28 protein-coding genes and 1 pseudogene are annotated in these 24,693 nt (G+C 39.3%); 25 read left to right on the forward strand and 4 right to left on the reverse strand.

All coding sequences use genetic code 11. The annotated features are described in order from the left end of the window. Nucleotides 1–7: 7 nt before the first annotated feature. Genes coaC through ECA01S_RS11585 form a run of 3 tightly spaced genes read right to left on the reverse strand, consistent with a single transcriptional unit; the run spans nucleotide 8 to nucleotide 2,296 of the window. Nucleotides 8–550 carry a phosphopantothenoylcysteine decarboxylase gene (gene coaC, locus ECA01S_RS11575; protein ID WP_067395662.1) on the reverse strand — a complete coding sequence of 181 codons (543 nt, stop codon included), beginning with the start codon at nucleotides 548–550 and terminating at the stop codon, nucleotides 8–10. Beyond that, nucleotides 547–1,311: a phosphopantothenate--cysteine ligase gene (gene coaB / locus ECA01S_RS11580; protein WP_067395665.1), complete on the reverse strand. Its 765-nt coding sequence runs from the start codon at nucleotides 1,309–1,311 to the stop codon at nucleotides 547–549. The genes coaC and coaB overlap by 4 nt, the downstream gene beginning before the upstream one ends. A gap of 1 nt (nucleotide 1,312) precedes the next feature. After that, on the reverse strand, nucleotides 1,313–2,296 hold the full coding sequence (locus tag ECA01S_RS11585; protein WP_067395668.1) for a YhdH/YhfP family quinone oxidoreductase: 984 nt from the start codon (nucleotides 2,294–2,296) through the stop codon (nucleotides 1,313–1,315). Between the two features lie 367 nt (nucleotides 2,297–2,663). Between ECA01S_RS11585 and ECA01S_RS11590 the strand changes: the two genes are divergently transcribed. From ECA01S_RS11590 to ECA01S_RS11635, 11 genes and pseudogenes are all read left to right on the forward strand, one after another. Continuing rightward, on the forward strand, nucleotides 2,664–3,203 hold the full coding sequence (locus ECA01S_RS11590) for a helix-turn-helix domain-containing protein (RefSeq protein WP_067395671.1): 540 nt from the start codon (nucleotides 2,664–2,666) through the stop codon (nucleotides 3,201–3,203). A gap of 14 nt (nucleotides 3,204–3,217) precedes the next feature. Beyond that, a complete protein-coding gene (locus tag ECA01S_RS11595) occupies nucleotides 3,218–4,303 on the forward strand; it encodes an ABC transporter ATP-binding protein (protein WP_067395674.1) in 1,086 nt (361 codons plus the stop codon). Nucleotides 4,304–4,315: 12 nt separating this feature from the next. Next, nucleotides 4,316–5,128 carry an ABC transporter permease gene (locus tag ECA01S_RS11600; RefSeq protein WP_067395676.1) on the forward strand — a complete coding sequence of 271 codons (813 nt, stop codon included), beginning with the start codon at nucleotides 4,316–4,318 and terminating at the stop codon, nucleotides 5,126–5,128. Further along, nucleotides 5,125–5,946, forward strand: a complete 822-nt coding sequence (locus ECA01S_RS11605) for an ABC transporter permease (protein WP_067395679.1) — start codon at nucleotides 5,125–5,127, stop codon at nucleotides 5,944–5,946. The genes ECA01S_RS11600 and ECA01S_RS11605 overlap by 4 nt, the downstream gene beginning before the upstream one ends. Further along, nucleotides 5,943–7,016: an ABC transporter substrate-binding protein gene (locus ECA01S_RS11610; RefSeq protein WP_067395682.1), complete on the forward strand. Its 1,074-nt coding sequence runs from the start codon at nucleotides 5,943–5,945 to the stop codon at nucleotides 7,014–7,016. The genes ECA01S_RS11605 and ECA01S_RS11610 overlap by 4 nt, the downstream gene beginning before the upstream one ends. A gap of 468 nt (nucleotides 7,017–7,484) precedes the next feature. After that, nucleotides 7,485–7,682, forward strand: a pseudogene (locus ECA01S_RS14845) (replication initiator protein A); the annotation flags it as partial. Between the two features lie 279 nt (nucleotides 7,683–7,961). Next, nucleotides 7,962–8,267: a hypothetical protein gene (locus ECA01S_RS11615; protein ID WP_010746408.1), complete on the forward strand. Its 306-nt coding sequence runs from the start codon at nucleotides 7,962–7,964 to the stop codon at nucleotides 8,265–8,267. 948 nt (nucleotides 8,268–9,215) lie between these two features. After that, nucleotides 9,216–10,454, forward strand: coding sequence for a replication initiator protein A (locus ECA01S_RS13950; RefSeq protein WP_010746407.1), 1,239 nt, complete (start codon nucleotides 9,216–9,218; stop codon nucleotides 10,452–10,454). A gap of 310 nt (nucleotides 10,455–10,764) precedes the next feature. Beyond that, nucleotides 10,765–11,148 carry a hypothetical protein gene (locus ECA01S_RS11625; RefSeq protein ID WP_010746405.1) on the forward strand — a complete coding sequence of 128 codons (384 nt, stop codon included), beginning with the start codon at nucleotides 10,765–10,767 and terminating at the stop codon, nucleotides 11,146–11,148. A gap of 730 nt (nucleotides 11,149–11,878) precedes the next feature. Continuing rightward, nucleotides 11,879–12,280: a hypothetical protein gene (locus ECA01S_RS11630; protein ID WP_010746404.1), complete on the forward strand. Its 402-nt coding sequence runs from the start codon at nucleotides 11,879–11,881 to the stop codon at nucleotides 12,278–12,280. A gap of 36 nt (nucleotides 12,281–12,316) precedes the next feature. Further along, complete coding sequence (locus ECA01S_RS11635; protein WP_010746403.1) at nucleotides 12,317–12,538, forward strand: hypothetical protein; 222 nt, start codon at nucleotides 12,317–12,319, stop codon at nucleotides 12,536–12,538. Between the two features lie 141 nt (nucleotides 12,539–12,679). On the opposite strand, the gene ECA01S_RS11640 is transcribed toward ECA01S_RS11635, so the two are convergent. Next, nucleotides 12,680–13,123: a hypothetical protein gene (locus tag ECA01S_RS11640; RefSeq protein WP_067395684.1), complete on the reverse strand. Its 444-nt coding sequence runs from the start codon at nucleotides 13,121–13,123 to the stop codon at nucleotides 12,680–12,682. 141 nt (nucleotides 13,124–13,264) lie between these two features. Here ECA01S_RS11640 and ECA01S_RS14395 point away from each other — a divergent pair, with 141 nt between their 5' ends. From ECA01S_RS14395 to ECA01S_RS11710, 14 genes are all read left to right on the forward strand, one after another. Then, complete coding sequence (locus tag ECA01S_RS14395; RefSeq protein WP_035016662.1) at nucleotides 13,265–13,444, forward strand: hypothetical protein; 180 nt, start codon at nucleotides 13,265–13,267, stop codon at nucleotides 13,442–13,444. Then, a complete protein-coding gene (locus ECA01S_RS14735; protein ID WP_067395687.1) occupies nucleotides 13,434–14,282 on the forward strand; it encodes a LysM peptidoglycan-binding domain-containing protein in 849 nt (282 codons plus the stop codon). Before ECA01S_RS14395 ends, ECA01S_RS14735 begins: the two co-directional genes overlap by 11 nt. A gap of 97 nt (nucleotides 14,283–14,379) precedes the next feature. Then, nucleotides 14,380–17,847: a SpaA isopeptide-forming pilin-related protein gene (locus tag ECA01S_RS11655; RefSeq protein WP_217994738.1), complete on the forward strand. Its 3,468-nt coding sequence runs from the start codon at nucleotides 14,380–14,382 to the stop codon at nucleotides 17,845–17,847. Between the two features lie 70 nt (nucleotides 17,848–17,917). Continuing rightward, nucleotides 17,918–18,268 carry a PrgU family protein gene (locus ECA01S_RS11660; protein ID WP_067395690.1) on the forward strand — a complete coding sequence of 117 codons (351 nt, stop codon included), beginning with the start codon at nucleotides 17,918–17,920 and terminating at the stop codon, nucleotides 18,266–18,268. 23 nt (nucleotides 18,269–18,291) lie between these two features. Continuing rightward, complete coding sequence (locus ECA01S_RS11665; RefSeq protein ID WP_010746398.1) at nucleotides 18,292–18,561, forward strand: hypothetical protein; 270 nt, start codon at nucleotides 18,292–18,294, stop codon at nucleotides 18,559–18,561. A gap of 5 nt (nucleotides 18,562–18,566) precedes the next feature. Then, on the forward strand, nucleotides 18,567–19,478 hold the full coding sequence (locus tag ECA01S_RS11670) for a hypothetical protein (RefSeq protein WP_067395693.1): 912 nt from the start codon (nucleotides 18,567–18,569) through the stop codon (nucleotides 19,476–19,478). A gap of 25 nt (nucleotides 19,479–19,503) precedes the next feature. Then, a complete protein-coding gene (locus ECA01S_RS11675) occupies nucleotides 19,504–20,313 on the forward strand; it encodes an LPXTG cell wall anchor domain-containing protein (protein WP_067395696.1) in 810 nt (269 codons plus the stop codon). 24 nt (nucleotides 20,314–20,337) lie between these two features. Next, the gene (locus tag ECA01S_RS11680; protein WP_033646623.1) at nucleotides 20,338–21,615 is read left to right on the forward strand and encodes a CHAP domain-containing protein; all 1,278 of its coding nucleotides are present in this window, start codon (nucleotides 20,338–20,340) and stop codon (nucleotides 21,613–21,615) included. Nucleotides 21,616–21,620: 5 nt separating this feature from the next. Next, nucleotides 21,621–22,223, forward strand: a complete 603-nt coding sequence (locus ECA01S_RS11685; protein WP_033646621.1) for a hypothetical protein — start codon at nucleotides 21,621–21,623, stop codon at nucleotides 22,221–22,223. 64 nt (nucleotides 22,224–22,287) lie between these two features. Continuing rightward, the gene (locus tag ECA01S_RS11690; protein ID WP_082703304.1) at nucleotides 22,288–22,599 is read left to right on the forward strand and encodes a thioredoxin family protein; all 312 of its coding nucleotides are present in this window, start codon (nucleotides 22,288–22,290) and stop codon (nucleotides 22,597–22,599) included. A gap of 26 nt (nucleotides 22,600–22,625) precedes the next feature. Continuing rightward, on the forward strand, nucleotides 22,626–22,937 hold the full coding sequence (locus tag ECA01S_RS11695) for a hypothetical protein (RefSeq protein WP_067395700.1): 312 nt from the start codon (nucleotides 22,626–22,628) through the stop codon (nucleotides 22,935–22,937). Nucleotides 22,938–23,022: 85 nt separating this feature from the next. Further along, the gene (locus ECA01S_RS11700) at nucleotides 23,023–23,949 is read left to right on the forward strand and encodes a conjugal transfer protein (protein WP_245631222.1); all 927 of its coding nucleotides are present in this window, start codon (nucleotides 23,023–23,025) and stop codon (nucleotides 23,947–23,949) included. Nucleotide 23,950: 1 nt separating this feature from the next. After that, complete coding sequence (locus ECA01S_RS11705) at nucleotides 23,951–24,268, forward strand: hypothetical protein (protein WP_245631223.1); 318 nt, start codon at nucleotides 23,951–23,953, stop codon at nucleotides 24,266–24,268. Next, nucleotides 24,214–24,606 (forward strand): TcpE family conjugal transfer membrane protein, encoded by a 393-nt coding sequence (locus ECA01S_RS11710; RefSeq protein ID WP_033646611.1) that lies wholly within the window; start codon nucleotides 24,214–24,216, stop codon nucleotides 24,604–24,606. Before ECA01S_RS11705 ends, ECA01S_RS11710 begins: the two co-directional genes overlap by 55 nt. The last annotated feature ends 87 nt before the right edge of the window (nucleotides 24,607–24,693 follow it).

The raw sequence follows: 24,693 nt of genomic DNA on the forward strand, positions 1-24,693 counted from the left end.
TCCTAGTCTATTTTTTTAAAGTTGCTCGGACTTGATCGACAATTTCATCGACAGAAGCTAAGGCGCCGCGACCAAAGTCACCACAAGCCAGCAAAGCTTCCCGGGGTTCTATCTCTTGATAGCCGACTTCCTTCAAGGTGTTTAGATTGCGTTGCATGATGGGATTTTGATACATATAGGTATTCATGGCCGGCGCAATGAGTTTCGGTACTTCCACCTTCAAGGCCATGGCAACCGTAGAAAGTAAATCATCAGCGATACCGTTGGCTAATTTGCCAATTGTATTAGCAGTAGCTGGGGCAATTAAGAACAAGTCAGCTTTTTTTGCTAATTCAATATGATTAATTTTAGCTGGATCAATTTCCGTCATGACATCTGTATGTACCGGATTCTTGGATAACGATTGCAAAGTCAAAGGTGTGATGAATTGGGTACTGCTTTGGGTCATCAACACTTCGACTGAATGTCCCAGCTTGCTTAAGCGGCTGGTGATGTCCGCCGCTTTATATGCTGAAATACTACCTGAGACACCTAAAAGGATTGTACTCATTTTGTTTGCCTCTTTTCAATATTTTTTAAGATCAATGTGGCAATTTCTTGTTTATTGTTCGCCTTTTCCACGTCACCATCGCGGTGAAGGAGGATGGCTTGGTGTTGGTCACCGTGGATTTTTTCCAAATCATTGGCTAAAACAAAGTCTGCTTGGTTTTTTTGCAGGCTCTCTTTTGCTACCCGCAATAGGTCTTCATCAGAAACACCCACAAGTAATTTGAAGCCAACTAGTTGGGTCTGAGGCTGTAGCTCCTTGACCATTTTAATCACTTTAGGATTTTGTTCTAAAAATAAAATTAAGCGTTCTGCGTCAGAAGAGATTTTTTTGGCCGTATTACGCTCTTGGCTGACGGTGGCAAAAGCACTGGTCAAAGCTTGGCTAATTTCCGTCTCAGTGCTCAAAGCTGAGGTTGCCAACAATTCACTCAAGCGACTAATCAGCTCATTGTCCGGCATAGAAAGACCCGGCGTAAAATCACTGACAGCCATACTGTGAATGACGGCATCAAAGGTTTCAGCTTTTAACAGCTGGGCTAACGTATGATCCAAATCTAGCGTAGATTCAATCTCCACCATGGTTAAGCGGGGATGTTGCTTGGGCTTGATAGCCTGAGCCGTGGTGATGTAGGTCACGTCATTGCCGTTTAATAGCGCGTGTTCCGCGATGACTTGACCCAGGCGTCCGGTAGAATGGTTGGTAATGGAACGCACATCATCGATGCGTTCCGCAGTACCACCAGCAGTTATCAATAGATTCACCTTAGTCGCCTCCAATTTCTACAATGGTCCGGCCGATGTGTTTGCCTGCTTGTAGGGCAGCGAAGGTCGCCGGTAATTCGCTTAGTGAAATCAAGTGGTTTTCTGCCAGTTCAGCTGGTCGCCAGTCAGTGGCTAAATGTTGCCACATTGCCAAGCGTTTTTCATGACTGATTTGAACGGAGTCAATCCCTAGTAACGCCACACCGCGTAAGATAAAAGGTAACACGGTTGTTTCTAAACGGATACCGCCTGCGTTACCACACATAGCCATTGCCCCATCATATTGAATCAAAGGTAAAATTTTCGCCGCTGTGTCGCCCCCAACGGTATCCACCACAAAATCAAATTGCTGCTTGCCTAAAGGTTTCGTTTTTTCTGGGAACAAGCTGTCGGGTGTCACTGTTTCGCTAGCGCCAATCTCGGTTAAATAAGCGGCTGCATCTTTTCTAGTGAGAGCAGTAATCGCTGTTATACCGAGTTTTTTCAAGATTTGGATGGCAAAACGTCCCACGCCCCCTGTTGCGCCGGTTACTAACACGCGACTACTTTTTTGCAGTCCTTGCTTTAGTAAAGCCTCAATGGAAAGCGCCGCGGTTAAGCCTGCCGTACCATAAATCATAGCATCCTTCAAACTAAAATCAGTTGGCAGAGGAATCACCCATTCGTGGGGCACACGGACAAATTCAGCAAAACCCCCCGTATGACTAACGCCTAGCCCGTAGCCGGTCACTAAGACCCGCGTTCCTTTAGGTAAAGCCGGATCAGCTGATTCTTCCACAATGCCGCTAATATCGATACCCGGAATCATGGGATACTGGCGAATCACACCGCCCTTAGGATTAGCCGCAAGACTATCCTTGAAATTCACCGATGAATACGCCACCTTGATGACGGTATCGCCAGCTGATAAATTATCAAAAGAAATTTCTGTGATTTGGCCCTCAGGAGCCGTTTCTGTTACAACAAACGCATTAAAAGTAGACATTTTTTCACAGCCTTTACTGTTTTTTATTGTTGCTTTTCATGACTGGTAGTAGGACAGCTGCCCCCTAGTATGGGGATCCTGTTATACTACCGCTGTTGTTTTACCCAAAACACAAGGGTCATTGTTTGGGTCAAAAGATCATTTACATTACAATTATAATATGAGTTTGGCAAAAGTTTGTCAATGAAACGCTTTTTTTAAACTGTCATATTATCACTTTAAAAAAGATTGACACAGTTTCAATTGAATCTTGACGAAAACAAATAAAAAGGGCTTGTAATTTTTGTGGAAATTTGTATACTGGAAAAGGTAAAATTAAACTTGAAGTTTACTAATACGAAACTTTTATGATAAAGAGGGTGGGTTTATGGAGATTGGTGAGAAGTTGAAGAATCTGCGAGTCCAAAAAAATCTGACGCAGGAAGAGCTAGGCGAACGGACAGACCTTTCCAAAGGCTATATCTCTCAGCTAGAGCGGGATCTCAGCTCACCTTCAATGGAAACTTTTTTTAGCATTTTAGAAGTCTTAGGGGTCACGCCGGAAGAATTTTTTGCACAGGAATCCTCGGCGCAACAGGTCATCTATCAAAAGAAAGACTGGACAATTTACGAAGATCCCGAGCATGGCTACCAGTTAGAATGGCTAGTTCCCACTTCAAATGAAAATGAAATGGAACCCGTACTGTTAAGTTTCACCGAAACCGGTGAGTTCAAAGTTTTTGAGCCATCATTAGCGGAAACCTTTGCCTATGTGTTGGAGGGCAAAATTGGGTTGCGTTTAGGGGAGATGGAGTACAGCGCCAAAAAAGGGGAAGCTATTTATTTTGAAGCAACCGAACCGCATCAATTTGTTAACCGTAGCAAAAAAAGCCGCGTGCTGATTGTAGCAACGGACTCTTACTTATAGGAAGGATGTCGAAAGTGGGCAAAACAATTATTCAATTTCAGGATGTAATCAAACGCTATGATGATGAGTCTGTCTTAAAAAAGGTCAGCTTTGAAATCGAAGAAGGAAAATTTTATACCTTATTGGGACCTTCCGGCTGTGGGAAAACCACGATTTTACGAATCATTGCCGGCTTTACTGATGCCACAGAAGGCGATATCTATTTTGATGGCAAACGAATCAATGACGTACCGGCCAATAAGCGCCAAGTCAATACCGTCTTTCAGGACTATGCTCTTTTTCCTCATATGAATGTGTTTGATAATGTTGCCTTTGGCTTAAAAATCAAAAAATTAGATAAAAAAACAATCGAAACAAAGGTTAAAGAAGCGCTGCGTCTAGTGCAGTTGCCGGGCTTTGAAGACCGTGAAATCAGCGAAATGTCGGGGGGACAACGGCAACGGGTCGCCATCGCCCGCGCCATCGTCAATGAACCACAAGTCTTACTATTAGATGAACCTTTATCAGCGCTGGATTTGAAGTTGCGAACAGACATGCAATATGAGTTGCGGGAGCTGCAGCAACGTTTAGGTATCACCTTTATCTTCGTGACCCATGATCAAGAAGAAGCCTTAGCGATGAGTGATGAAATTTTCGTCATGAACAAAGGGCATATCGTGCAAAGCGGGACACCGGTGGATATTTATGACGAGCCCATCAATCATTTTGTTGCGGACTTTGTGGGAGAATCCAACATCGTGCCCGGAACAATGGTGGAAGACAACTTGGTAGAATTTGTTGGCAAGCGTTTTGAGTGTGTCGATGGTGGGATGCGTCCCAATGAACCCGTCGAGGTCGTTCTACGACCAGAAGATTTGACTATCACCACTTCCGAACGGGGTAAGCTGAAGGTCAAAGTGGATACGCAATTGTTCCGCGGTGTTCACTATGAAATCATCTGTTACGACGAGGACGGCAACGAGTGGATGGTCCATTCCACTAGAAAAGCTAAAGAAGGCAGTGAAGTTGGTCTTTACTTTGAGCCCGAAGATATCCACGTTATGCGTTTCAACGAATCAGAGGAAGATTTTGATGCACGCTTAGAAAGCTATGAAGATTAGGAGGCAGCTTCCATGACAAAAATCAGAAGAATCTACTCCATTCCCTATGCTATGTGGTTGCTGCTATTTGTGATTGCCCCCGTTTTAATGATCATTTACCAATCTTTCTTTGACATGAACGGGCAATTTACGCTGGCAAATTACCAAACGTATTTTACATCAGGGACTTATCTTAGTATGACCTTGAACTCAGTCTGGTACGCCTTTTTGATTACACTTTTCACACTATTGATTAGTTATCCAGCGGCGTATCTGCTGACCAAGTTGAAGCATAAACAATTATGGTTGATGCTGATCATCTTGCCTACCTGGGTGAACTTATTGTTGAAAGCCTATGCGTTTATTGGCATTTTTAGTATCCATGGTAGCGTTAATGATTTCCTGCAATTTTTAGGGCTTGGCTCCCATCAAATTTTGTTTACGGATTTTAGCTTTATGTTTGTGGCAACTTATATTGAGATTCCCTTCATGATTATGCCAATTTTCAATGCTTTGGAAGAATTGAATCCTTCTTTAATTGCCGCCAGCAAGGACTTAGGAGCCAATAGTATTGAAACCTTCCGCCGCGTTATTTTTCCTTTGTCATTGAATGGGGTCAAAAGTGGGGTGCAGGCAGTCTTTATTCCATCACTTTCCCTCTTCATGTTGACACGTCTGATTGGCGGGAACCGCGTGATTACTCTGGGGACTGCGATTGAGGAGCATTTCTTAGTTACTCAAAACTGGGGCATGGGTTCAACCATCGGCGTGATTTTGATTTTGGCGATGCTGTTGGTGATGATGCTGACGGGTGAGAAAAAACGGAAAGGGGGCCGTATCCGATGAAAAAGAAATTTCGTTGGTCCAACCTTTACCTTATTTTAGTTTTTGTTCTATTATATACGCCAATTTTTTATCTGATTTACTATTCATTTAACGCTGGTGGTTCCATGACTGAATTCACTGGCTTTACTCTGGCTAATTATCAGGCAGTCTTTGAAGATACTCGGCTAATCATCATCGTGCTGAATACCTTTTTGTTGGCTTTTCTTTCGGCCTTGATTGCCACCATCATTGGAACGTTTGGCGCCATGGGTATCTATTACACCAAGAAACGGCGTCAGCGGAATACGCTATTAAGTATGAACAACATTTTATTGGTCTCACCAGATGTTATTATTGGGGCTAGTTTCTTGATCTTCTTCACCTTTTTGGGACTAAGTCTTGGTTTTTCCAGTGTTCTAGCTTCCCACGTCGCCTTCAGTATTCCCATCGTGGTACTGATGGTGCTGCCTAAGCTTCAAGAAATGAATGACTCTATGGTGGATGCGGCCCGCGATCTTGGCGCCAATAACTTCCAAGTGTTGAAAAACATTATTTTGCCATTTTTGACACCAGGGATCATCGCCGGCTACTTTATGGCTTTCACCTATTCGCTAGATGATTTTGCGGTTACCTTCTTTGTTACCGGCAATGGCTTTACTACCTTATCAGTTGAAATCTATTCTCGAGCACGGCAAGGGATTAGTTTAGAAATCAATGCGTTAAGCGCGCTGGTCTTCATCTTCTCGATGGTGTTGGTCGTAGGTTACTACTTTATCAGTAAAGATAACCAACCAAAACGTAAGAAGAACCAACGTCTGGAGGTGCCAGAGATCCGATGAAAAAATTACAATCTTTGATCATTGGCATCATCGCTATTATTCTAGTACTGTTCTTTTCCGTTCGCCAATTGGAAAAAGCTAGCGGTATGGCGGGGGCCGATGTCGTCACTATTTACAACTGGGGCGATTATATCGATCCTAGTCTAATCAAAAAGTTTGAAAAAGAGACCGGCTACAAAGTGAATTATGAAACCTTTGATTCCAATGAAGCCATGTATACGAAGATCCAACAAGGCGGCACCGCCTATGATATCGCGATTCCCAGCGAGTATATGATTCAAAAAATGATGACAGCCAACATGCTGCTGCCAATTGATCACAGTCGTTTGACGGGGCTAAAACACTTAGACCCGCGTTTTATGGATTTAGATTTTGATCCAGGTAATCAATATTCCATTCCTTACTTTTGGGGAACGCTGGGGATTGTCTATAATGATAAATTTATCGACGGTCAAAACATCCAGCACTGGAATGACCTCTGGAATCCGGCGTATAAAAACAATCTCATGCTGATTGATGGCGCCCGCGAAGTGCTGGGTCTTTCCTTGAATAGTCTAGGTTACTCACTGAACAGTAAGAAGATGACCGAACTAAGGGAAGCCGCTAATAAGCTGAACACCCTGACCCCTAACGTCAAGGCTATCGTCGCCGATGAAATCAAAATGTATATGATCAATGAGGAAAGTGCGTTAGCGGTGACCTTCTCAGGTGAAGCCGCCGATATGATGGGAGAAAACGAGCATTTGCATTATGTGATTCCCACTGAAGGTTCTAACTTGTGGTTTGATAATATCGTCATGCCAAAAACTGCCAAAAATATCGACGGGGCCTACGCCTTTATCAATTTCATGATTGAACCAGAAAATGCGGCTCAAAACGCTGAATATATTGGCTATTCCACACCCAATAAAGACGCGCTAGCCTTACTACCAAAAGAAATCACCGAAGACGAGCAGTTTTATCCATCTGACGAAACCATCTCCCATTTGGAAGTCTATCAAGACTTAGGACCTGAGTATTTGGGCATTTATAATGACTTGTTCTTGGAGTTTAAGATGTATCGGAAATAAGGAGAATCTACAATGGAAACGGCGTATTATCAATAATTTTTGGACATCTCCATCTACCGTTTTCGCTATTGGTTTCTCAAATTTCTCTCAAAAATTAGCTTTTTCGATGTTATTTTATTTTTTCTCTCAAAAATTTCTCTCACGTAATGTACTAGTAAGTATTTATTGTATTTAAAAATTGAAAGAATTAAAGAAGTTTTTTTGATTGTAAGATGAACCATAAAATCAATTTAATCTAGTATAACCATTGTAATAAGTATATCGTTTTTACCCAACAATTAAAAATGTTTAAACAAACAGAGTATTTTATTTTGACTGAAAACATTTAATTACTAATTAAAAGACTTTTAGTGCAGGAATGCTAGAAGTCTTTTATTCTGTTTTAATAGAAAGGAGATGCTATATCAGTTAAAAAATAAAGCTACTAATATCTACAGTGAGTTGTACTACTAGTATCCAAAAGTATTCGTAGAAAGTCCTTCATATCGCTTAATGTTTGAAAAAGCAAAAATTGCTTACATACTTCTAAAGTCAAGAATGGATTTTGCGTTATCGAAAAATCAAATTGACAAAGAAGGATTCGTTTATTTTGAATTTACTGGACAGAAATTTGCTTATATGATGAATTGTAGTGAACGGAAAGTAAATCGAATCAAAAACAGTTAGGGGAAAAAGAATTATTGACATAAGTTCATACAGGATTTAATAAAATAGAAAGAAATAAAAAACGTTTATATATTTGTGAATTAGAAGCAATGGAAAGGGAAATCTATGTGTTTCGACAAAGAGATCGTGTGGCTCAAAATCTCGCTACAAGTGAATATGATAAACGATTTACTTCATCTAAAATGGCTAAAACTCTTGAAAATAGTGGACTAGACAAATGTCTAAAAAACTATAGAATCCTATTTTTGATACTAAATTAGATACAAAGAAAAATAATCAATGAAATATGTCAATCAATTGGATAATGAAGAAGATTGTACGTGGCGTGAACAATTGGGAAAACAATATGCTCATATTTTTTGTAGAGAACAATTACTCAATTATATTGGACGTACAACAAGTAGTGTAGAAAAAGCTGCCAAAGCAATCGATATTTTCTATCAGATAAAACGAAAAGGAAAAGAGAGAAGAAGTATTACAGAAAATCCAATCGATGCACAACATTGCGGTAAATCGAAAAAGAAAGCAAGGGGAGGGGAAAGTGGCTGTAACACCCATTCACTAGGCGATGCGTTTTCTTTGTAATGATTGGTGCAGTGGCAAGCATGGTGTTTATCATTAATGGGTAGGGTATGAAGTCCCCACGTCAGAAATGAAAGGCGTTTGGACTCCTCGGACCGTCACTAAAAAACGGTTCAACCACAAAACAAGAACGAAGCCAACAAACCTGTCGGCAAACAAGCAGACACGTCAACATCAGAGAAGTCGACAACCACAGAATTAGCGAACGGAAAAGATGCAAGCAATAAAATGGCGGTATGAACTCAAACAACCTAGGGTAAACGAAGGTCGAGCTGGGACGAGCGACACAAATGAAGCAACAGATACTTCTGGTGGGGAGGGGAAAATCCGACTTAATCAATAGATTTGTTCAATCCAATAGAAGAGCATACTAAACCAACCACTCCAAGTCAACCGGCTGACAGCAAGCCTGTAGAAAAACCAAGCGCACCAAATCAACCCACAAAGCCAGCAACTGGTACTAAAAATACGAATATAAGTGAAACGTGTCATTATTGCGTTATCAACACGTCCTTATCAGAGAATCTTACCCAGACTTTGCAACAATCGGTAATAGTGGTATGTTTTTGTAAGTGTCTAGTATTTAGTTAGGATTGCAAAATAAGAATTTAGAAGTAAGAGGATAGAGAAATTTGTCCTCTTTTTTGTTGTCTAGGCGGAGCGGGAGACCAATGAAACAAGTATCCGAAATGGTCGGTTTAAAGGTTCGATTCCTTGTATTTGTATAGAAGCTAGAAATGGATTCGAAGGTAAGTTAATTGATTCTCCTTTCAACTTATCAGTATAGTTTCCGCCAAATCTTTATTGATGACTATACTGAGCCGCAGGTATTCAGATGTTCCGACATTGGCGAGTACGGGTTCGACTCCCGTTGCCTGCGTACAAAATTTTATAGGAGATTTTCCTATTTCTCTTGGCGGAAAAGATAAAAATCTGAAAGGAGACCATGACATGGCAGATATTACAGTGAATCAATTAGCTACTCAAACTTTTTATCAAATTCCCCAAATCTTTATGACACGGACAGAACGAATCAAAGATCAAACAGGAAAAGTCATCAAAAAGATTCGATATACGAGCGATTACGCCCAATTATCCAATGACGCAAAATTGGCGTACGGCGCATTGTACAATCGGTGTCAGTTATCGATTCGTTCTTACGAATCTGGAAAACATGATTTTGTTGATGAATGTGGTTCAGTTTTCTTGATTTATACTGTCGAAGAATTAATGGAGTTGTTAGATAAGTCGAATAAGACGATCACAAAGATCAAAAAAGAATTAAGACAGAAAAAACTTTTACGAGAAGAAAAGCAAGGATTAAACAAACCCAATCGACTTTATCTTCAGTTAGTTGAAGCTGATCATCAAATTATTGAAGAATATGATTCGAATAATTGCTTAATAAAACGACTTGATTATTTTGGTAATGAACTTTCTCTTCCAAATAAAAATCATTATAGAGAAACAGAAAAAACGGTTGAAACCATTGTGGGACAAGGACGTGTAAATTTTTCACGTGTAGAAAATACACGTCTTGACGTGAAAAATTTACACACTAGTAATACTTACTCTAGTAATACTGAAAATAATAACGATACAAATCGATACGAGAAACCAACAAAGACTCCTCTTTCAGAAATCTCAGAAAAAGAAGCAATAAAAATGGGGGATTTTCCATTTTTTACGGAACGAACAATTGACTTACTTTCTTTTTTTGGAACAGATGCAAAAAGAATGATTAATAAAATTTATGTTGCGAAACGAAAAGTAGAAAAAGAGTATGCGGATATACTAACCATTCATTTTCGTCTTTTGTCACGATTGAATGGAGAACTTTGGGCACAAGATTTAGAACACGAAGTAGAGAAATTTATTTTTAAATATCGTACCAGTTGCCATGAAGGAAAACCGATTCATGATATATTTGCTTATTTTTATCGGATGATGACTCAGTTCTGGAAATTAGTGTTGTTGGCAGAAACGGTTGTTTCTTTTTCTGAAATTGAATCTTTGAGACAAAAACTTTTAGCAAATGAATTGACAGAACGAAGTGTGATTCAAGCTATTTTTCCTGATAAATATACACTGCCACAATTGGATCAAGAGTTGATTAATTTACGTAAAATAGCGCTGGAGCGTGTGAAGGAGGAAAATAATGTTTCGAAACACGAATCGACGATGTTATAACGGGTACCATGTACCACTTGAAACGATGAGATATGCCAGTTGGCCACCTACTTATGTTGAATGTGATTGCGGAAATCTAGCGAAACATATCGTGCATTATAGACGCTTGCCTTGCGGGACACCACATTTCGCTCAGACATGGATTTGGGAATGTCCAATATGTGGACAGAAATATCGTTTACCTAAAGGCTCTTTCGAGTTTGAATCGATTAAGTAGAAAGAGAATATCCAAAATGGTATAGATCAGAAATAAGCAGAGTATAACCATTTTACGGTATTAAAGCAATTGTCGAAAAAGGAGATAAAAAGTATGAGGAGAGAACAAGAGAAAATTGAAAAACCAGTTACACGAGCAAAAAATCAAAGAATTTTTCGTATGACAGACATTCAACATTTTGGTGCAGAGTGTTATTGTTTCCCTGTATTTGAAACAGTTTCTATTCCGGAAGAAAAGACGCGTATCCTTCGGCGTTTACGAAAATTTCGTGTTGATGGCAAAAACGTTGTAGAATTTGAAGTATACATGGAAGGATTAGAGCGCAAACAGTATGAGAAACAAATCTTCCCGTTGAAAGCTATTTATCCAAATATCAAATGTGTAACCAATATCTATGGGAAAACAATCGCACGTCGGGTGAAACTAGGGCAACCGTTACGTTGGCTGCTTCCAAAAGGGAATCAGAGTGAAGATTAAAAAACTGAATAGACAAACAAAATACTTAATGTTCTCTTTTTCGATGTACCTTAACATCTAATCAAAGGAAACAAGGAAAGCCTTTGGACACTTGGAAAATCCATGGAGAACTTAGTGATCATAGTGGACTTGGAGAGTCCGCGGCTAAAGTTAGGGCATACTCGCTAGACCTTTTTTGAACTCAACGTCAGTTCTCTTTTACGTAAGTACAACAACGAATTGGCGCGTATGAGTCCATGCTATAGGAGCTAGGAACGGAAATGAACGAAAACGATGAGGGTTTTCGGTAAACCATGGATGGCACAAGAATGAAGATTGTGGGAATTGGGACTAATGATCGGCTATAGCGCCTTATCTAATCAGAACCGCTACTAAGGGGATAAGGTTACGTACATTTGTGAAATAGAAAATCAGATCTTCAGTAATGAGGAGATCACTTAGGAAAAGTTTTTTAAAAGACTTGTTTCTAAGCGTGTGCGGTAGTACATGTAGACACTTGCCAGGATAGCAAATGATTTGCAGGAGCATTTACCGTTGTCTACTAGGGTTCTGGATCCGGACGCCATAATCCAGTCGAATACCCGTTAGGGTAGATCGAAGAAGAGAACAGAGAAAATTAATGGTTTCCATAGGACGGAAAATAGATGGATTAAAGAAGCAAGGGAGTGTTTTAATTTTTTACTGGAAGAAATTAGACTCTTCCCGATATTCGTAGGAGCCAGCATATTAGATGAATGAAAAGATAGAGTGGGAGAAAGAACATGGATATTGTAGAAAGAAGAGCGGATACGATATCAAAATAATCAGAGAAAACACGGATACCATCAGTGATAAAGAAATGCTTTTAGCAGAGCTGATAAATGATGAACTGTTGAGGGAAGATATAACTTTTAATCAAAAATTACAAATTATAAAACGAGTGATGAAATTAGTTGAAATCCAAGAGCCTCTTACGAAAGAAGAACGATTTGAAATTGTTTGGGAATATAAAAACTTGTTTTCAATCTGGACAATTAACTTAGATACAGGCAAATCAGAAATTACTTGGAAAAAAGATGAATTAGAGCGCTACTGCAACATGTATGGAGTAACGCTAAAAGAGTTCATTAATTGGAAACTTGAAGATAATTAGTCAACGAATGATAGAAATTTCAGAAAGGGTGAAGTAATGTTAAAAGCCATGAAGTTAGAAAAAATAGGTTTTAATCACTCAATAAAACAAAATAATTTCTTTGATCATGAAGGTACTTCGTGGATTGTACGGGCTATCTCTGGAAATCGAATCAAAGCCCGGTATGTGAATGTTGGTGGTATAAAAGGATTTCAACATAACTTAATTGAGGCAACAGTAGTCGCACAAAAAACTGATACGTTTTTAAATGAGACTTAAAAAATGCAGAAACGGAATACATTGGTTTGCTCTGGAGTTAAACAAACGGCCTAGCGAACAAAAATTTCTATGACACCTTGAAAACTGAATAATCAAAGAAAGTAGGCGGTAGTATGAAGCGAAAATGTCGATCACCTGATGTTATTGGTAAGCGTAAAGTTTTGCGTTGGCCCGAATCAATGAAACGGTGTCGCTCACCTTAAGACCCTTGATGGGTGGTTCAATATTTTTTAACGTAAACGTTAAGTCTGTTTCATTATCAAGAGAAAGGGACGATTGAACCTGTATACCTTGTTTATTTTCCATTGTTGCTTGATTTTTATCTTTGTAAAAGACAGTGATGATTTGGCAGCTGCCTAAGTCCTCATAAGCTACGCCGAGTTGTTTTTTCAGGTCAGCATGTGTCGGCAAAGTCGTGTCTGTTTTTGACTCTTCTTTTGATTCTACTGAAACAGAAGGACTGCTGCTTGGCTTACTTTCTTTGGTTATCGTTGATTTTCCTTGAAGGGAGAAGGCGATTACAACTAAAAGAAATACAACAACACTTCCTAAAATACCGCCTATCACTTTTTTTCTAGTTGTCATGAGATGTCTCCTTTTCATTTATCTTATCTAAATATAACAAAAAAATTTTTTGGAAATAGTTGTAAAATAGTTGTAATGCAACTATTTTACGTGAAAACTATGTTTGTAAGATGAAAGTAGGGAGCATTATGCAAAGAAAAAATGCGGACAATAACCGTCAATCCCGAAGCAATAGATGATTTGAAGGAAATTGTCGAGTTATGGAAGCAAAAAAAGACATATGTTGGAAAATTGACACAAGGGCTTGTTACTGAGGAATTGTTCAAAGAAGAATTAAAAAGACTAAAAACTGAAAGTGAGGAAGGAAAAGATGAAAAGTAGCATTGTAAAAGGGTTAATTGTATCAAGCACTGCATTAGGTGGGGTTGTAATTGCTGGCCATGAAGCAAATGCAGCAGAATGGAAAGCCAACACGCCTGACCAAATTCAAATTGTCAACGGACAAAAAGAATACACGATGAAACTTGGAGATACGTTATGGGCGATTGGACAAAAAATTAATGTAAACCATGTTAAATTAGCTGAAATCAATGGGATTAACTTAAGTGCTGGGGAACAGTACCGCTTACCAGTTGGACGTGTCATTAGCTTTGAAGGTAATGTGGCAACCGTTAAAGAAAGTAATGGTCAAGTAGTCAGTCAATCAGTTATTCAAGATAAGGATAAAGTAGACGCTTCTAAACCAGCAGGAGAACCTGTCAACGGAGACCAAGCGCAAACGCCACAAAATAGTGGACAAACAACGACACCAGCACAACCACAAACTGGCAACCAAGATGGGACACAAGCAACAACACCTTCTGAAAATGGAGGTACAGGTCAAACTGAAACATCTGTGACACCAACAGAACCAACAACGCCAGTAGAACCTACTGAACCAAGCAAACCAACGGAACCTGAAAAACCAGTAGAACCAACTAACCCGTCAGAACCTGAAAAACCAGTGACACCAGGTAAAGATATGACGCCAGTTAATGTTGGAAACAGTGAAAAGATTTTTGATAGTGAAGCAGAAGCTATTGCTTATGGGGATAAAGAAATTAAAGATGAAAATAGTAAATGGTACTTATGGGGATATAGTACAACTGATTTATTAAACAAAGACAATGAAACAATTGGAAAATGGACGGTAGATTTCTATAACCCAGATAAAAATTAATGTGAGTTTAAAATAAGAAATAGTTAAAAAAGAAGACATTTGCTTCATGTCTTCTTTTTTTTGGTGCCACAAAATAAAGAGAAAAGGAGATTTAGACATGAATAGTAAAAAAAGATTGTATTCATTTCTAAAGGGAATGATGCTTGTGTTGTTTGCGAATATGTTCCTATTTGGTGGGAATGCATTAGTAAACGCTGCTGAAACAACTGATTCAGCACAACAAACGACCCAAGTAAGCAATGAACAAGTAGTTATTCAGCAGGAACCAGCTATTAGCGAAAAACCAGCTGAACAAGCAACTACAGAGCCAACACAAGAAATTCCTGTTACTGGAAATGAAAAACAAAATATCGATGCGACGATCGGTGAAGAACAAAATGCTGCTGATAGCCCGATAATTTCAAGTGAGCCGGCAGCAGATGACAAGGAAGCTGAGCAACTAGCTGAACCAGTTGTAGGCAGTAAAGAAACTGAAAAACCCGCTGAGCCGGCAGTAGAAAGTAAGGAAGTTGAGCAACCTACTAAGCCGGTTGTAGGCAGTAAAGAAGCTGAGCAACCTGCTGAACCGACAGTAGAAAGTAAGGAAGTTGTAAAACCAGCAAAAGCGACTACAGATAAAAAAGAAGTCGTTAAGTCAAGAGCAAAAAGACAAGCCTTGCCACAACAAAAATTAGATGTAAAGTGGATTGATAAAGGGATTAACTGGATTGTCTACTCCGCAAAAGACCGTGAAAACTTCACAATGGATAGATGGGCAAAGTTCTATGTTAATGGAGAAGTTGCTTTCTGTATTGAGCCGAATAAAGAAGCTGCGATTGGTGCAATTCACACTGGTAGTGAATTATCTAGTTATATGAAAGATGTGAATCTTAGAAATAAAATTACCATGATTTCACATTTTGGTTTTATTAAAAACAAAGACCAATCCGACGAACAATACATTGCCACACAAATGATGATTTGGGAATTGCTTGGTGCGAAGTACCATACTATTTACAATGGTTTAGATTATGAATCAAGAAAAGCCAACATTCAAAAATTAATTAGTGAAGCAGAGAAAAGAACTTCTTTTCACAATCAAACTAAGGTCATTAAAATTGGTGATAAATTAGTTTTAACGGACACTAATAATACATTGAAAAATATGGAAAATATCCGTGTACCTAAAGGGGTAAAAGCCACTATTGATGGAAATAAACTTATTATTGTAGTTGACAAAACAGCACCTGATAACGCAACAGTAAGCTTAGACCGTATCAAAATTTTAGGAACACCATTAGTTTTTCAATCAGGGAATGCACAAAAAATAGGAGTATTACGCCCTACAGACCCCTTAAATAGTATTTTAAAACTACAAGTAATCAAAAATGGAAATGTCAAAATCGTTAAAGAAGATACTGAAACAGGAAATAAAGCCCAAGGAAAAGCAACTTTAGAAGGCGCTAAATATGGTTTATACAAAGAAGATGGAACAAAAGTTGCAGAAGTTACCTTAAAAAATGTGAATGGCAAAGTCCAAGCAGAAGTAAAAGACTTAGACCCAATCAAGTACTACTTCCAAGAAATCCAAGCGCCTAAAGGTTACACACTATCAACTGAAAAGTTATTTGTTTCTGTACCTGCTGGAGAAACAGCGGTAATTACTGCTAAAGACCGTGTCATCAAAGGAAACATTAATGGTTACAAAGTCGGAAACAAAGAGTTAGTCGCAACAACAAATTCTGATATTAAACCAAAATTAGCTGGTGTTGAGTTACAAGCAAAATCTAAAACAACAGGTAAAGTAGTCAAAACAACAACGGATAAAAATGGCTACTTTGAGTTTAAAGGTCTTGCTTATGATGACTACGAAATTTCTGAAACAAAAGGAATGGAAGGTTACAAATTGATTCAACCGTTTACTGTCACAATAGAAAAAGACGGTCAAACAATCAACTATGTTTTAGAAGATAAAATCATTGAACAAAAATTAAAAGTGGTTAAAGTAGACCAAGAAACAGGGAAAACCATTGCATTAGCTGGTACTCAATTCAAAATTTGGGATAAATTAGCAAACAATGGTCAAGGTGGCTATGTGTCAATGGCATTACCGAACGATACAGAGCTTTCAGACGTCTTTACAACGAATGAGAAAGGGTACTTTGTTACAACGGATACCTTAAAATACGGAAAAGACCGCTACGAGTTGCGAGAAATTAAAGCACCTGAAAAATATGTCTTAAACCCTACACCCTATGTCTTTTCAGTGACAAGCGATACAGATACGATTCAAGTAATCAATTTTGCGAACCGATTGGCCAAAGCGAATGTGGAAGTGTTTAAATACGACACCACAACCAATTTTGACCAAAAAACAGCGATTGCTGGTGTTGAATTTGACTTGTACAAAAAAGATGATAAAGGTACAACCTTTGTTGGTACATTCAAAACTGACAAAGACGGTAAAATCAAGGTCAATGATTTATTAGTCGGTGATTACTGGTTTAAAGAAGTCAAACCATTGGCAGGTTACCAAGCATTAGATAAAGACGTACCATTTACTGTAACCGTTGATAAAGACGGTACTGTGATTGCATTGGAAGTGGAAAACAAACGCATTCCACCAAAAATCGGTACAACAGCTATGGGGAAATACACAAACCAACAAAAAGTAAACCCACTAAGCAGAGTAACCATTACAGACGCTGTCAAATATAGCAATTTGATTGTAGGAAAAACGTATACTGTCAATGGCGTGTTAATGGATAAAGAAGCGTCTATTCAAGCAGGAAAAGACGTGCCTTTGTTGGTTAATGGAAAAGAAGTTACCGCAACTAAAGTGTTTGTTGCGGAAAATCCTGATGGAACGATTGCTTTAGATTTTGTCTTTGACGCCAGCGCATTAGCAGGAAAAGAAACAGTTGTATTTGAAAATGTTTATCGTGACGGACGTTTAGTCGCTTCTCATACAGACATTCACGACAAAGGACAAACAGTCCGTATTGTTAACCCTACGATTCATACAAAAGCAACAGGTCAAAACGGCGAAAAACAATTACAAGCTCTACCAAATCAGAAAGTGAAGGAATGGGTACAATTGAACGACTTAATTGTTGGGCAAATGTACAAATTATTAGTGCAAGGGTACATTACGCCAGACGGTGTGAAATTGGACGGCACAAATGCTGAAAAGATTTTCAAAGCAGATAAAACTACTTTAGAATTTCTCTTTGAATTTTTAGTTGACGGTCGGAAATTAGAAGGAAAAGGTTTAAGCTTTGCGGAATGGTTAGAAGCTCAAGTTGAACCTGACGAAGAAAGACCAAGTAACGAAATCGAATTTGAAGAAGTGGCGAAACACAACGTGGACTTAACAAGTGAAGAACAAACCGTGAATTTTGTTAAAGTGCCAACACCTGAAAAACCACATGTACCGAATACACCTGAAACACCAAAAGAAGTGAAAACCAGTGCAATGTTACCTAAAACGGGCGAACAAACAACATTGTCAATCGTGATGACAATGTTAGGCGTATTTGTACTTGTTACTCTAGGAGTTATCGTTTACAAGAAACGCAAAGCATAAGAACTAAAAAGAACGCTGACTAATAATAAGTTGGCGTTCTTTTTTTATTCTAGGAAAAGGACGGAAAAATATGGAAGCAACTCTACTAAGACAAGAAAGGTTTGACGTTATGAGAGAAATCGCAATCCAAGAGAAAGACCTTGCTTTGCAATGGCGTAGCGGCAAAGGACAATTATTGTACGTCAAACTGAAAAAAGCCAAAACGCTAGAAGCAAGAGTGAATAACTTAATTACAAAGCGAAACATTCATGAAATTAGTTCGCTCAAAATTTTAAAAAATCAGCGGACGTTCACGCTAAAAGTAGACACGCAAAGAACCACTTATCTTCACTCACCAAGTGGGAATTACGACGCACCTGTTTTTTACATTGAAACACCAATTACAAAAGCAGAGTACGAACGTATTTTCAATTCAAAATAAACGAATACAAAGGAGGAAATCGAATGATTATTTTATCAGGAATCTTTCTACTTGTTGTAGGTGGCGTTGGGGGTTACCAGCTTGCCAGTTTTCCTAAGTGGGTAGAAATGCAGCAAAATAGAGCCATTCAAAATCATTTTCATGTGAAAGCCAATGAGTATACGTACTTTGTAGAAGGGATAGAAGACGGCTTTATTTTATCACTACAAGACACCGAGTATCGTATTAAATTTTCGAGCAATAAACCGTTAAAAGTGGTTTATGTTGAAGAACTTGCACCTGTGGAAGGGTGATAAACATGTGGATTGAATTTTCAACGGAGGAACAAAATCGGTCAGTCGTTGATTTACCAATGAAACAACGGCTTCCTTTGGTACAAGGAATTCCGTTATTAGAAGAGACCAGTCGAGAGCTTTTGGCAATCCATCAACAAGTAGTGATTGATTATTGTATTTATAACGAGAAAAACCAAGATTTAGCGACGCTTGAAGCGACATTAACATTGCCTGTAGAGGGTCAAACGATTGTCGAAGCCATTCAAGCACCTGTACGGGATAATGAGGAGGTTGATTCTGAAGACGCAAGAGCATTTCTTGCATTATTTGAAAAAAGTTTACCTAAAGATAAGCGAACACAAGGAACAAAAAGAAGGAAAACAGGAACAAACACCAAACAAAAAACGGCTAGTCAGGAACTGATTGTTCAAGCTCCTTACACAAGGGGAAGAATGATTGTCAAATTTGCGACGTTTCTTAAAGTACTGTTTCTATTTTTTTTACTACTGGGGGGATTTTATCTTGGAAAATCTGTTCAATCAGAGCCTAAGATTCCAAGTGAAGTGAGCGAACAATTGAACAACTTGGAAAAACAAGTCCAACAACAAGCCAAAATTGATACATTCAGCCGCTTCTTTTTATCTAATTATTACACAGGAACAAAAGAAGATGACAAAGTACAAGAGAAAATCAAGCGTTTTGTTGACAAAGAAACATTGAAAGAGTTTCGAGGAACAGAAGAAAAAATCAAAAGTATTTTGCCTTGGGAAGTCAAACGTGATGGGTCGACTTGGCAGGTTTCTTACGTGATTAACCTACAAAATAACCAAGAAAAAACAACTACTCAGAAAGTGACATTTTCAATTAAGGAAGAAGAGAAACAATACAGAGTAATGACAGTACCCAAAGAAGAACCTTTTGAAATCAATCAATAAACCCAAAATTTTAGGAGGAATTTTCATGAAAAAAATGATTTTAACCAGTTTATTTAGTGCAACCCTTTTATTCGGTTCAGTTGGAACCACAGTATTTGCAGACGAATTAGTCCCTACTGATTCAAGTACGCCACCAATTGAAGTGCCGACAGACCCTAGTACGCCCGTTGACCCGACGGAACCAACAACGCCTGTCGACCCACCTGTTGACCCCGTTGAACCACCTATCACACCAACAGACCCTACAGAGCCAACGGAGCCGACAGAACCAAGTGAACCTGAAAAACCTGTTGACCCAACAGAACCAACAACGCCAACAGAGCCGAGCGAACCCGAAAAACCAACGGAACCAAGTAAACCTGTTGAACCTGAAAAGCCAGTCACACCAAGTAAACCAACGGAGCCTGAAAAGCCAGCGAAACCTACACAACCTGACAAACCAGTAGATGTCGTTGTGACACCAAACGGAGAAATTAGTCACGGTGGGAATACTAGTCAACAGCTAACCGTACCCATTGAAACGAGTAATGTCAATGAAATCACCCATGTACCAACACCCAATACACCTATTACAACGTCAAACGGAGAATCAATTGTTGCCGTTCTTGATGGTACACCACTAAAACAAACAGAAGAGGGATTGAAACCCATTCAATCAGATTTTAAAGTGTTGCCTAGTGGAAACGTTGAAGTAAAAGGGAATGATGGGAAGTTAAAAGTATTGCCAAAAACAGGGGAAGAAATGAATGTCTTTTTATCTACCGCAGGCGGTATCTTATCTCTAGTATCTGGTTTTATCTTCTTTAAAAAACGTCAATCAATGAACAATGGATAATTCATAAGGAAGGAGCGGCGAGCCATGGTAAAGAAAAAACTCGTCTTTGGCTGTTTCCTTTTTTTACTCCCCTTTTTCTTGTTAATAGGTAGTGTCTTTTTGACCATATTAATGATTAGTGGGGGGTCAATGAGTAATAACTCAGACTGTATTACACCTAGTATGGACAACCCAGCTGACGGAACCACTATTCCCCAATCGATTGATGAATTTGTAAAAAGTCACAAAGACGCCTACATTCTTTCGTGGAAGGCAGGCGGCTTTTTACCGTCTGCCAGCATTGCGCAAACCATGGTAGAAAATGGCTTTAACTTTACGAATCCTTCGGGAACGTCATTTTGGCAAGCACACAACATGGGCGGGGTAAAAACGTCTAAAATTGACGATTTCCCACTCACTTTGGCTACATTTGGACGTGATTCTGTTGACATTACAGGAACAAAAGCGGGAACAAACGTCGGTGATAACACAGGCGGTGCTTACACGTGGTTTAAAGATTATAATGCAGGCATTGTCGGCAAAGCGGAATTCATGGCACACCAAAGTCTTTACACAGGTGCTATCAATAATACTGATGGCTTAGGAACGCTCACGGCTATTTATCATGGTGGTTGGGCGACTGACCCAACCTATCTTATGAAACTAACAACAACCTACAACAATTTAGGGAAAAAGTTTCAATGGTTAGACCAAGAAGCGATTCAAAAACACGGGGCTGCACCTTACCAGAAAAAGGACGAAATACCTAGTATTGTTGCTAACCTACCTAAGAACAACGGAGAACAAGCAGGTGGTCAATCTAGCAACTGTGTTGTGGTTTCTGAACCGTCGGAACAGGTCACGGGAGAAAATTCCGCACCAACATTAGATGTTCCAGCGGAATACAAAGGGAAATTAACTCTGCCACCACCCGATAATAAAAATTATGCAGGGAACAGTTATCCATTTGGACAATGTACGTGGGGGGCTTTTAATCGAATGGCACAAATTGGACGCCCAATTGAGTGGTTTTCAGGTGACGGTGGGAATGGTGGCTCTTGGGGCGCTTCTGCACGCGCAAAAGGCTATACCGTTGTAAAAGGGAAGCCTACTGTTGGTTGGGCTGCTAGTTTCTATGGCGGATTAGCGGGGTCTACGCCCCCTTATGGACATGTCGCCGTCGTGGAATATGTCAATCCAGACGGTAGTATGTTGGTTAGTGAAACCAATGTCGTAAGTAGTGGTTCTGGGACACGTTCTTGGCGAGTGATTAACAAAGAAACGGTCGCACAAACGGCATTCATTCAAGGAAAAGGAGGATAGTGTCTATGGGCAACTATGATTTTATTAGCAAAATTCTATGTCCCGTATTGCTGGTCATACTTGTTTTAGGTGGCTTTTGGGTGGTGTCTGAAAGGCAAGAACAGGGAAGGGAAATTCAACGGTACCAACAAGAGTTAGCTAAGCAAAAAGAAACGCTTGTTGAGAATGAACAACGCTTAGAAAAATTTTCTAAGCAAACAGAAACCGCACCAAAAGAAACAAACAACGAAGGACTGATTACTGCCACCAGTCACCTGTTTTCTGCTGTTTTTGACTATCATTCAGACCGTGAAAAAGAAAGCGTCAAAGCAAGAAAGGAACAAGCAAGTGCCTATGCGAACCAACAAGCATTAAATGGGCTTTTTCCAAAAGACGCAGATACAATCACCCCTTCGGTCACAACGGTTTCACGTTTAGAAAGAGAGCCAGAAGTCTATGTCATGGCGTCTGAAAAGCAGGAGATTAAAGCGTTAGTCATGGTTGAATATTCCGTAACGATTGCTGGTAGCAACGCTCAAAAAGGCACCTTTATGTATAAAGTATCGTTTGACCCTACAGCCAAACAATTTACTTCTGTTAAGAATTTAGGTGAAATCCATGTCCCTTAGAGGTAGAAGGGGTTATCTTCTTTTAGGAATAAGCACTTGTTTTCTACTAGGAATTTTTTGGCTTGTGGTTTCTACAATACAGACAAATCAAGCCATTCAGCAACAAGAACTTGACCGAAGGGTTGTAACGATTGCCACAAATGAAGAACGGGCGCTTGTGTTCTACAAAGATGATTGTTCCGATTGTCAAAAGATTTTTCCCGAATTGTACAAGGAAAATTTAGCCCATGATAATCTGCTGTTTATTAATTTAAATCAACCAAAAAATAAAGGGTACATTGCCAAGTATCAGTTAGAAACTGTTCCGACCATTGTAACGCCAAAAGGCAGATACGCAGGGACAGACACGAAGAAGATACAACAATTACTAGAATAATAATCTATACGAAGGAGTGAGTTCTATTGCACGAAGAAATCAATCCGTCAGAACGACGAGAACAACCGAAAGAAACAATCGCAACGACGTATGCGTACCAACGTCCAGCGATTCAAGCAGCGCTTTTTGTTTTGTGGCGGATTCATAACAAAGCGTATCAAGCAGGCGCTCGGTTATTTTATGAAGAAATTCACCAACACATTCACACGACAAAAGGGGCATACAAAGAAGCCTTAGCTTTTTTAGAAGGGGCAAGCGTCGTGGTGAATGAAGTCGTGGTGGAAAATAAAGTCCCAACGGTACTAATTCAACGCTACGGAATTCTTGAACATGACTGAACGAAAACCCGTATTCAATCCGCAAACAGTGACCAGTAAAAAAAGGTTGCAAAAAAAAGGGCAGTCAAAAAATAAAGGGTTGGCATTGTTTCAACGAAAAAAAAAGCCAGACCCAAGTACACGAACGATACGCTTTGCGCCACGAACCGCACAAAGTGTCGTATCGTTCATGTTTTTTAGCTTCTTTTTGGTGATGTGCGTGGTTGTTTTAATGACCTTTGGTCGAGTAGATACCTTGTCAAGAATTGCTATGAGTAAGCAAGTGAATAAAGAAGAGTTGGTCACAAACGTCAATAATGCCTTAAAGGACACCGAACAATTACGCTATGAGGGCATGAAGTTAGCGGACCGATTATTTACGATTTCTCACAAAGACAATGGGAAAAAGTATTGGGAAGAACAGCTGGCACCTTTTTTGGCAACAGGTTTGAATCCTAATGATTTAGGCTTTAGCACGACAAGTGTTGACCGAATCGCTCGGAACGTTCGTTTTATTAAGATGGACACGATTGACGAAAAAGAAGCCCTGTATCGTTTATATTATGATGTTCGTTTTACAGAAGGTGATACGTGGCAGCAAGTACAGGTGATTCTTCCAGTGAGCTATGAAGGGCAAGAAATGAAACTGATTGACCGCCCCGCATTTACGAATCTTGCGACAACAGAAGAAAAAAACACAAGTATCTACCAAGAAAATCGCTTTATGCCAAAAGGAAAAGACGTTACAGAGGAAGAAAAAGAGAAACTGACAGAATTTGTCCAACGATTTTTTGAATTGTATGTGACCAATGATGAAAAACTCGCGTTAATTGCCAATGTTCAAGGGTTAGGAAAGGCAAAACTAGTGACAGTCGAACCAAAAAAAGTGCTAAAAACAGACAATGGGCATTACTATGTTCAAGGCGTTTACACGTTCGCTTTTGATGAAAGGAACCCATTCACGTCTAATTTTACGTTAGAAATTCAATCCACCAAAGAAAGTTATTATGTAACGAAAATGAATGGAGAGTGACATGATGTTTGATTTAAAACCCATTTGGGATAATTTATCCCAACAAGTGATTATTTTATTGGCGATTGTTGCCTTGTTTTTGATTGTGGTAGGACTTGTGACACAAGGATTCGCCCGCACCATTGCGCTAGTATTAGGCGTATTGGTGTTAATCGCTTTGATTTTAATGTTGTCTGACGCAGAAAAAATAGGAAATTGGATTAAGGATAAGGTGTTTAACCCTAGTGCAGGTGTTATTCTACCACTGAAAGGAAGGATCGATGTATGGAGTACAACTATACAAGAGAATTTAAACAGCCTATCAAGATTTATTCCATAAAGGGCCATGCCATTCCACTGGCCCCGAATGGCGTACGGTTGGAACATCTCGTTGTCGGTGGTGTGTTTCTCTTTCTAACCTTGCTGATTTGGTTATTAGGCTTTATTGCTAAGGTGTCCTTTATCCAATCCCTTTTTACAAATTATTGGTTAATCGTGATTGCAAGCGTGGGCGTCCTTGTTTGGACGCTCTTTTCATTGAAATGGGACAACAAGAATTTTATTGATTACATTCTAGGACGAGGAAGTTACGTTCTACAGAAAAAAAAGCGGTACGAGCATGAGTTGTTCGTACCTTTTTTTCATGAAAAAGTCACCTACCAAGTCAAAAAGAAATGAGGTGATGGGGTGGCACTAAAAAAGAAAGAACCTCGATTAGCTTTTCCAGTGGAAGCAATGACAGAGAACTTTGTTTTTACAGAAACG

This window comes from Enterococcus canis NBRC 100695 (assembly GCF_001544375.1).
GTDB lineage: Bacteria > Bacillota > Bacilli > Lactobacillales > Enterococcaceae > Enterococcus_H > Enterococcus_H canis.

Excerpts from the sequence above, each read along its gene's own strand:
- ECA01S_RS11600 (WP_067395676.1), top strand. The coding sequence starts at position 4,316 with ATGACAAAAATCAGAAGAATCTACTCCATTCCCTATGCTATGTGGTTG.
- ECA01S_RS13950 (WP_010746407.1), top strand. The coding sequence starts at position 9,216 with ATGGCAGATATTACAGTGAATCAATTAGCTACTCAAACTTTTTATCAA.
- ECA01S_RS14735 (WP_067395687.1), top strand. The coding sequence starts at position 13,434 with ATGAAAAGTAGCATTGTAAAAGGGTTAATTGTATCAAGCACTGCATTA.
- ECA01S_RS11630 (WP_010746404.1), top strand. The coding sequence starts at position 11,879 with ATGAATGAAAAGATAGAGTGGGAGAAAGAACATGGATATTGTAGAAAG.
- ECA01S_RS11710 (WP_033646611.1), top strand. The coding sequence starts at position 24,214 with ATGGAGTACAACTATACAAGAGAATTTAAACAGCCTATCAAGATTTAT.
- ECA01S_RS11660 (WP_067395690.1), top strand. The coding sequence starts at position 17,918 with ATGGAAGCAACTCTACTAAGACAAGAAAGGTTTGACGTTATGAGAGAA.
- ECA01S_RS11635 (WP_010746403.1), top strand. The coding sequence starts at position 12,317 with ATGTTAAAAGCCATGAAGTTAGAAAAAATAGGTTTTAATCACTCAATA.
- ECA01S_RS11625 (WP_010746405.1), top strand. The coding sequence starts at position 10,765 with ATGAGGAGAGAACAAGAGAAAATTGAAAAACCAGTTACACGAGCAAAA.
- ECA01S_RS11675 (WP_067395696.1), top strand. The coding sequence starts at position 19,504 with ATGAAAAAAATGATTTTAACCAGTTTATTTAGTGCAACCCTTTTATTC.
- ECA01S_RS11655 (WP_217994738.1), top strand. The coding sequence starts at position 14,380 with ATGAATAGTAAAAAAAGATTGTATTCATTTCTAAAGGGAATGATGCTT.
- ECA01S_RS11670 (WP_067395693.1), top strand. The coding sequence starts at position 18,567 with ATGTGGATTGAATTTTCAACGGAGGAACAAAATCGGTCAGTCGTTGAT.
- ECA01S_RS11665 (WP_010746398.1), top strand. The coding sequence starts at position 18,292 with ATGATTATTTTATCAGGAATCTTTCTACTTGTTGTAGGTGGCGTTGGG.
- ECA01S_RS11705 (WP_245631223.1), top strand. The coding sequence starts at position 23,951 with ATGATGTTTGATTTAAAACCCATTTGGGATAATTTATCCCAACAAGTG.
- ECA01S_RS11585 (WP_067395668.1), bottom strand. The coding sequence starts at position 2,296 with ATGTCTACTTTTAATGCGTTTGTTGTAACAGAAACGGCTCCTGAGGGC.
- ECA01S_RS11680 (WP_033646623.1), top strand. The coding sequence starts at position 20,338 with ATGGTAAAGAAAAAACTCGTCTTTGGCTGTTTCCTTTTTTTACTCCCC.
- coaC (WP_067395662.1), bottom strand. The coding sequence starts at position 550 with ATGAGTACAATCCTTTTAGGTGTCTCAGGTAGTATTTCAGCATATAAA.
- ECA01S_RS11590 (WP_067395671.1), top strand. The coding sequence starts at position 2,664 with ATGGAGATTGGTGAGAAGTTGAAGAATCTGCGAGTCCAAAAAAATCTG.
- ECA01S_RS11640 (WP_067395684.1), bottom strand. The coding sequence starts at position 13,123 with ATGACAACTAGAAAAAAAGTGATAGGCGGTATTTTAGGAAGTGTTGTT.
- ECA01S_RS14395 (WP_035016662.1), top strand. The coding sequence starts at position 13,265 with ATGCGGACAATAACCGTCAATCCCGAAGCAATAGATGATTTGAAGGAA.
- ECA01S_RS11615 (WP_010746408.1), top strand. The coding sequence starts at position 7,962 with ATGAAATATGTCAATCAATTGGATAATGAAGAAGATTGTACGTGGCGT.
- ECA01S_RS11685 (WP_033646621.1), top strand. The coding sequence starts at position 21,621 with ATGGGCAACTATGATTTTATTAGCAAAATTCTATGTCCCGTATTGCTG.
- ECA01S_RS11605 (WP_067395679.1), top strand. The coding sequence starts at position 5,125 with ATGAAAAAGAAATTTCGTTGGTCCAACCTTTACCTTATTTTAGTTTTT.
- ECA01S_RS11610 (WP_067395682.1), top strand. The coding sequence starts at position 5,943 with ATGAAAAAATTACAATCTTTGATCATTGGCATCATCGCTATTATTCTA.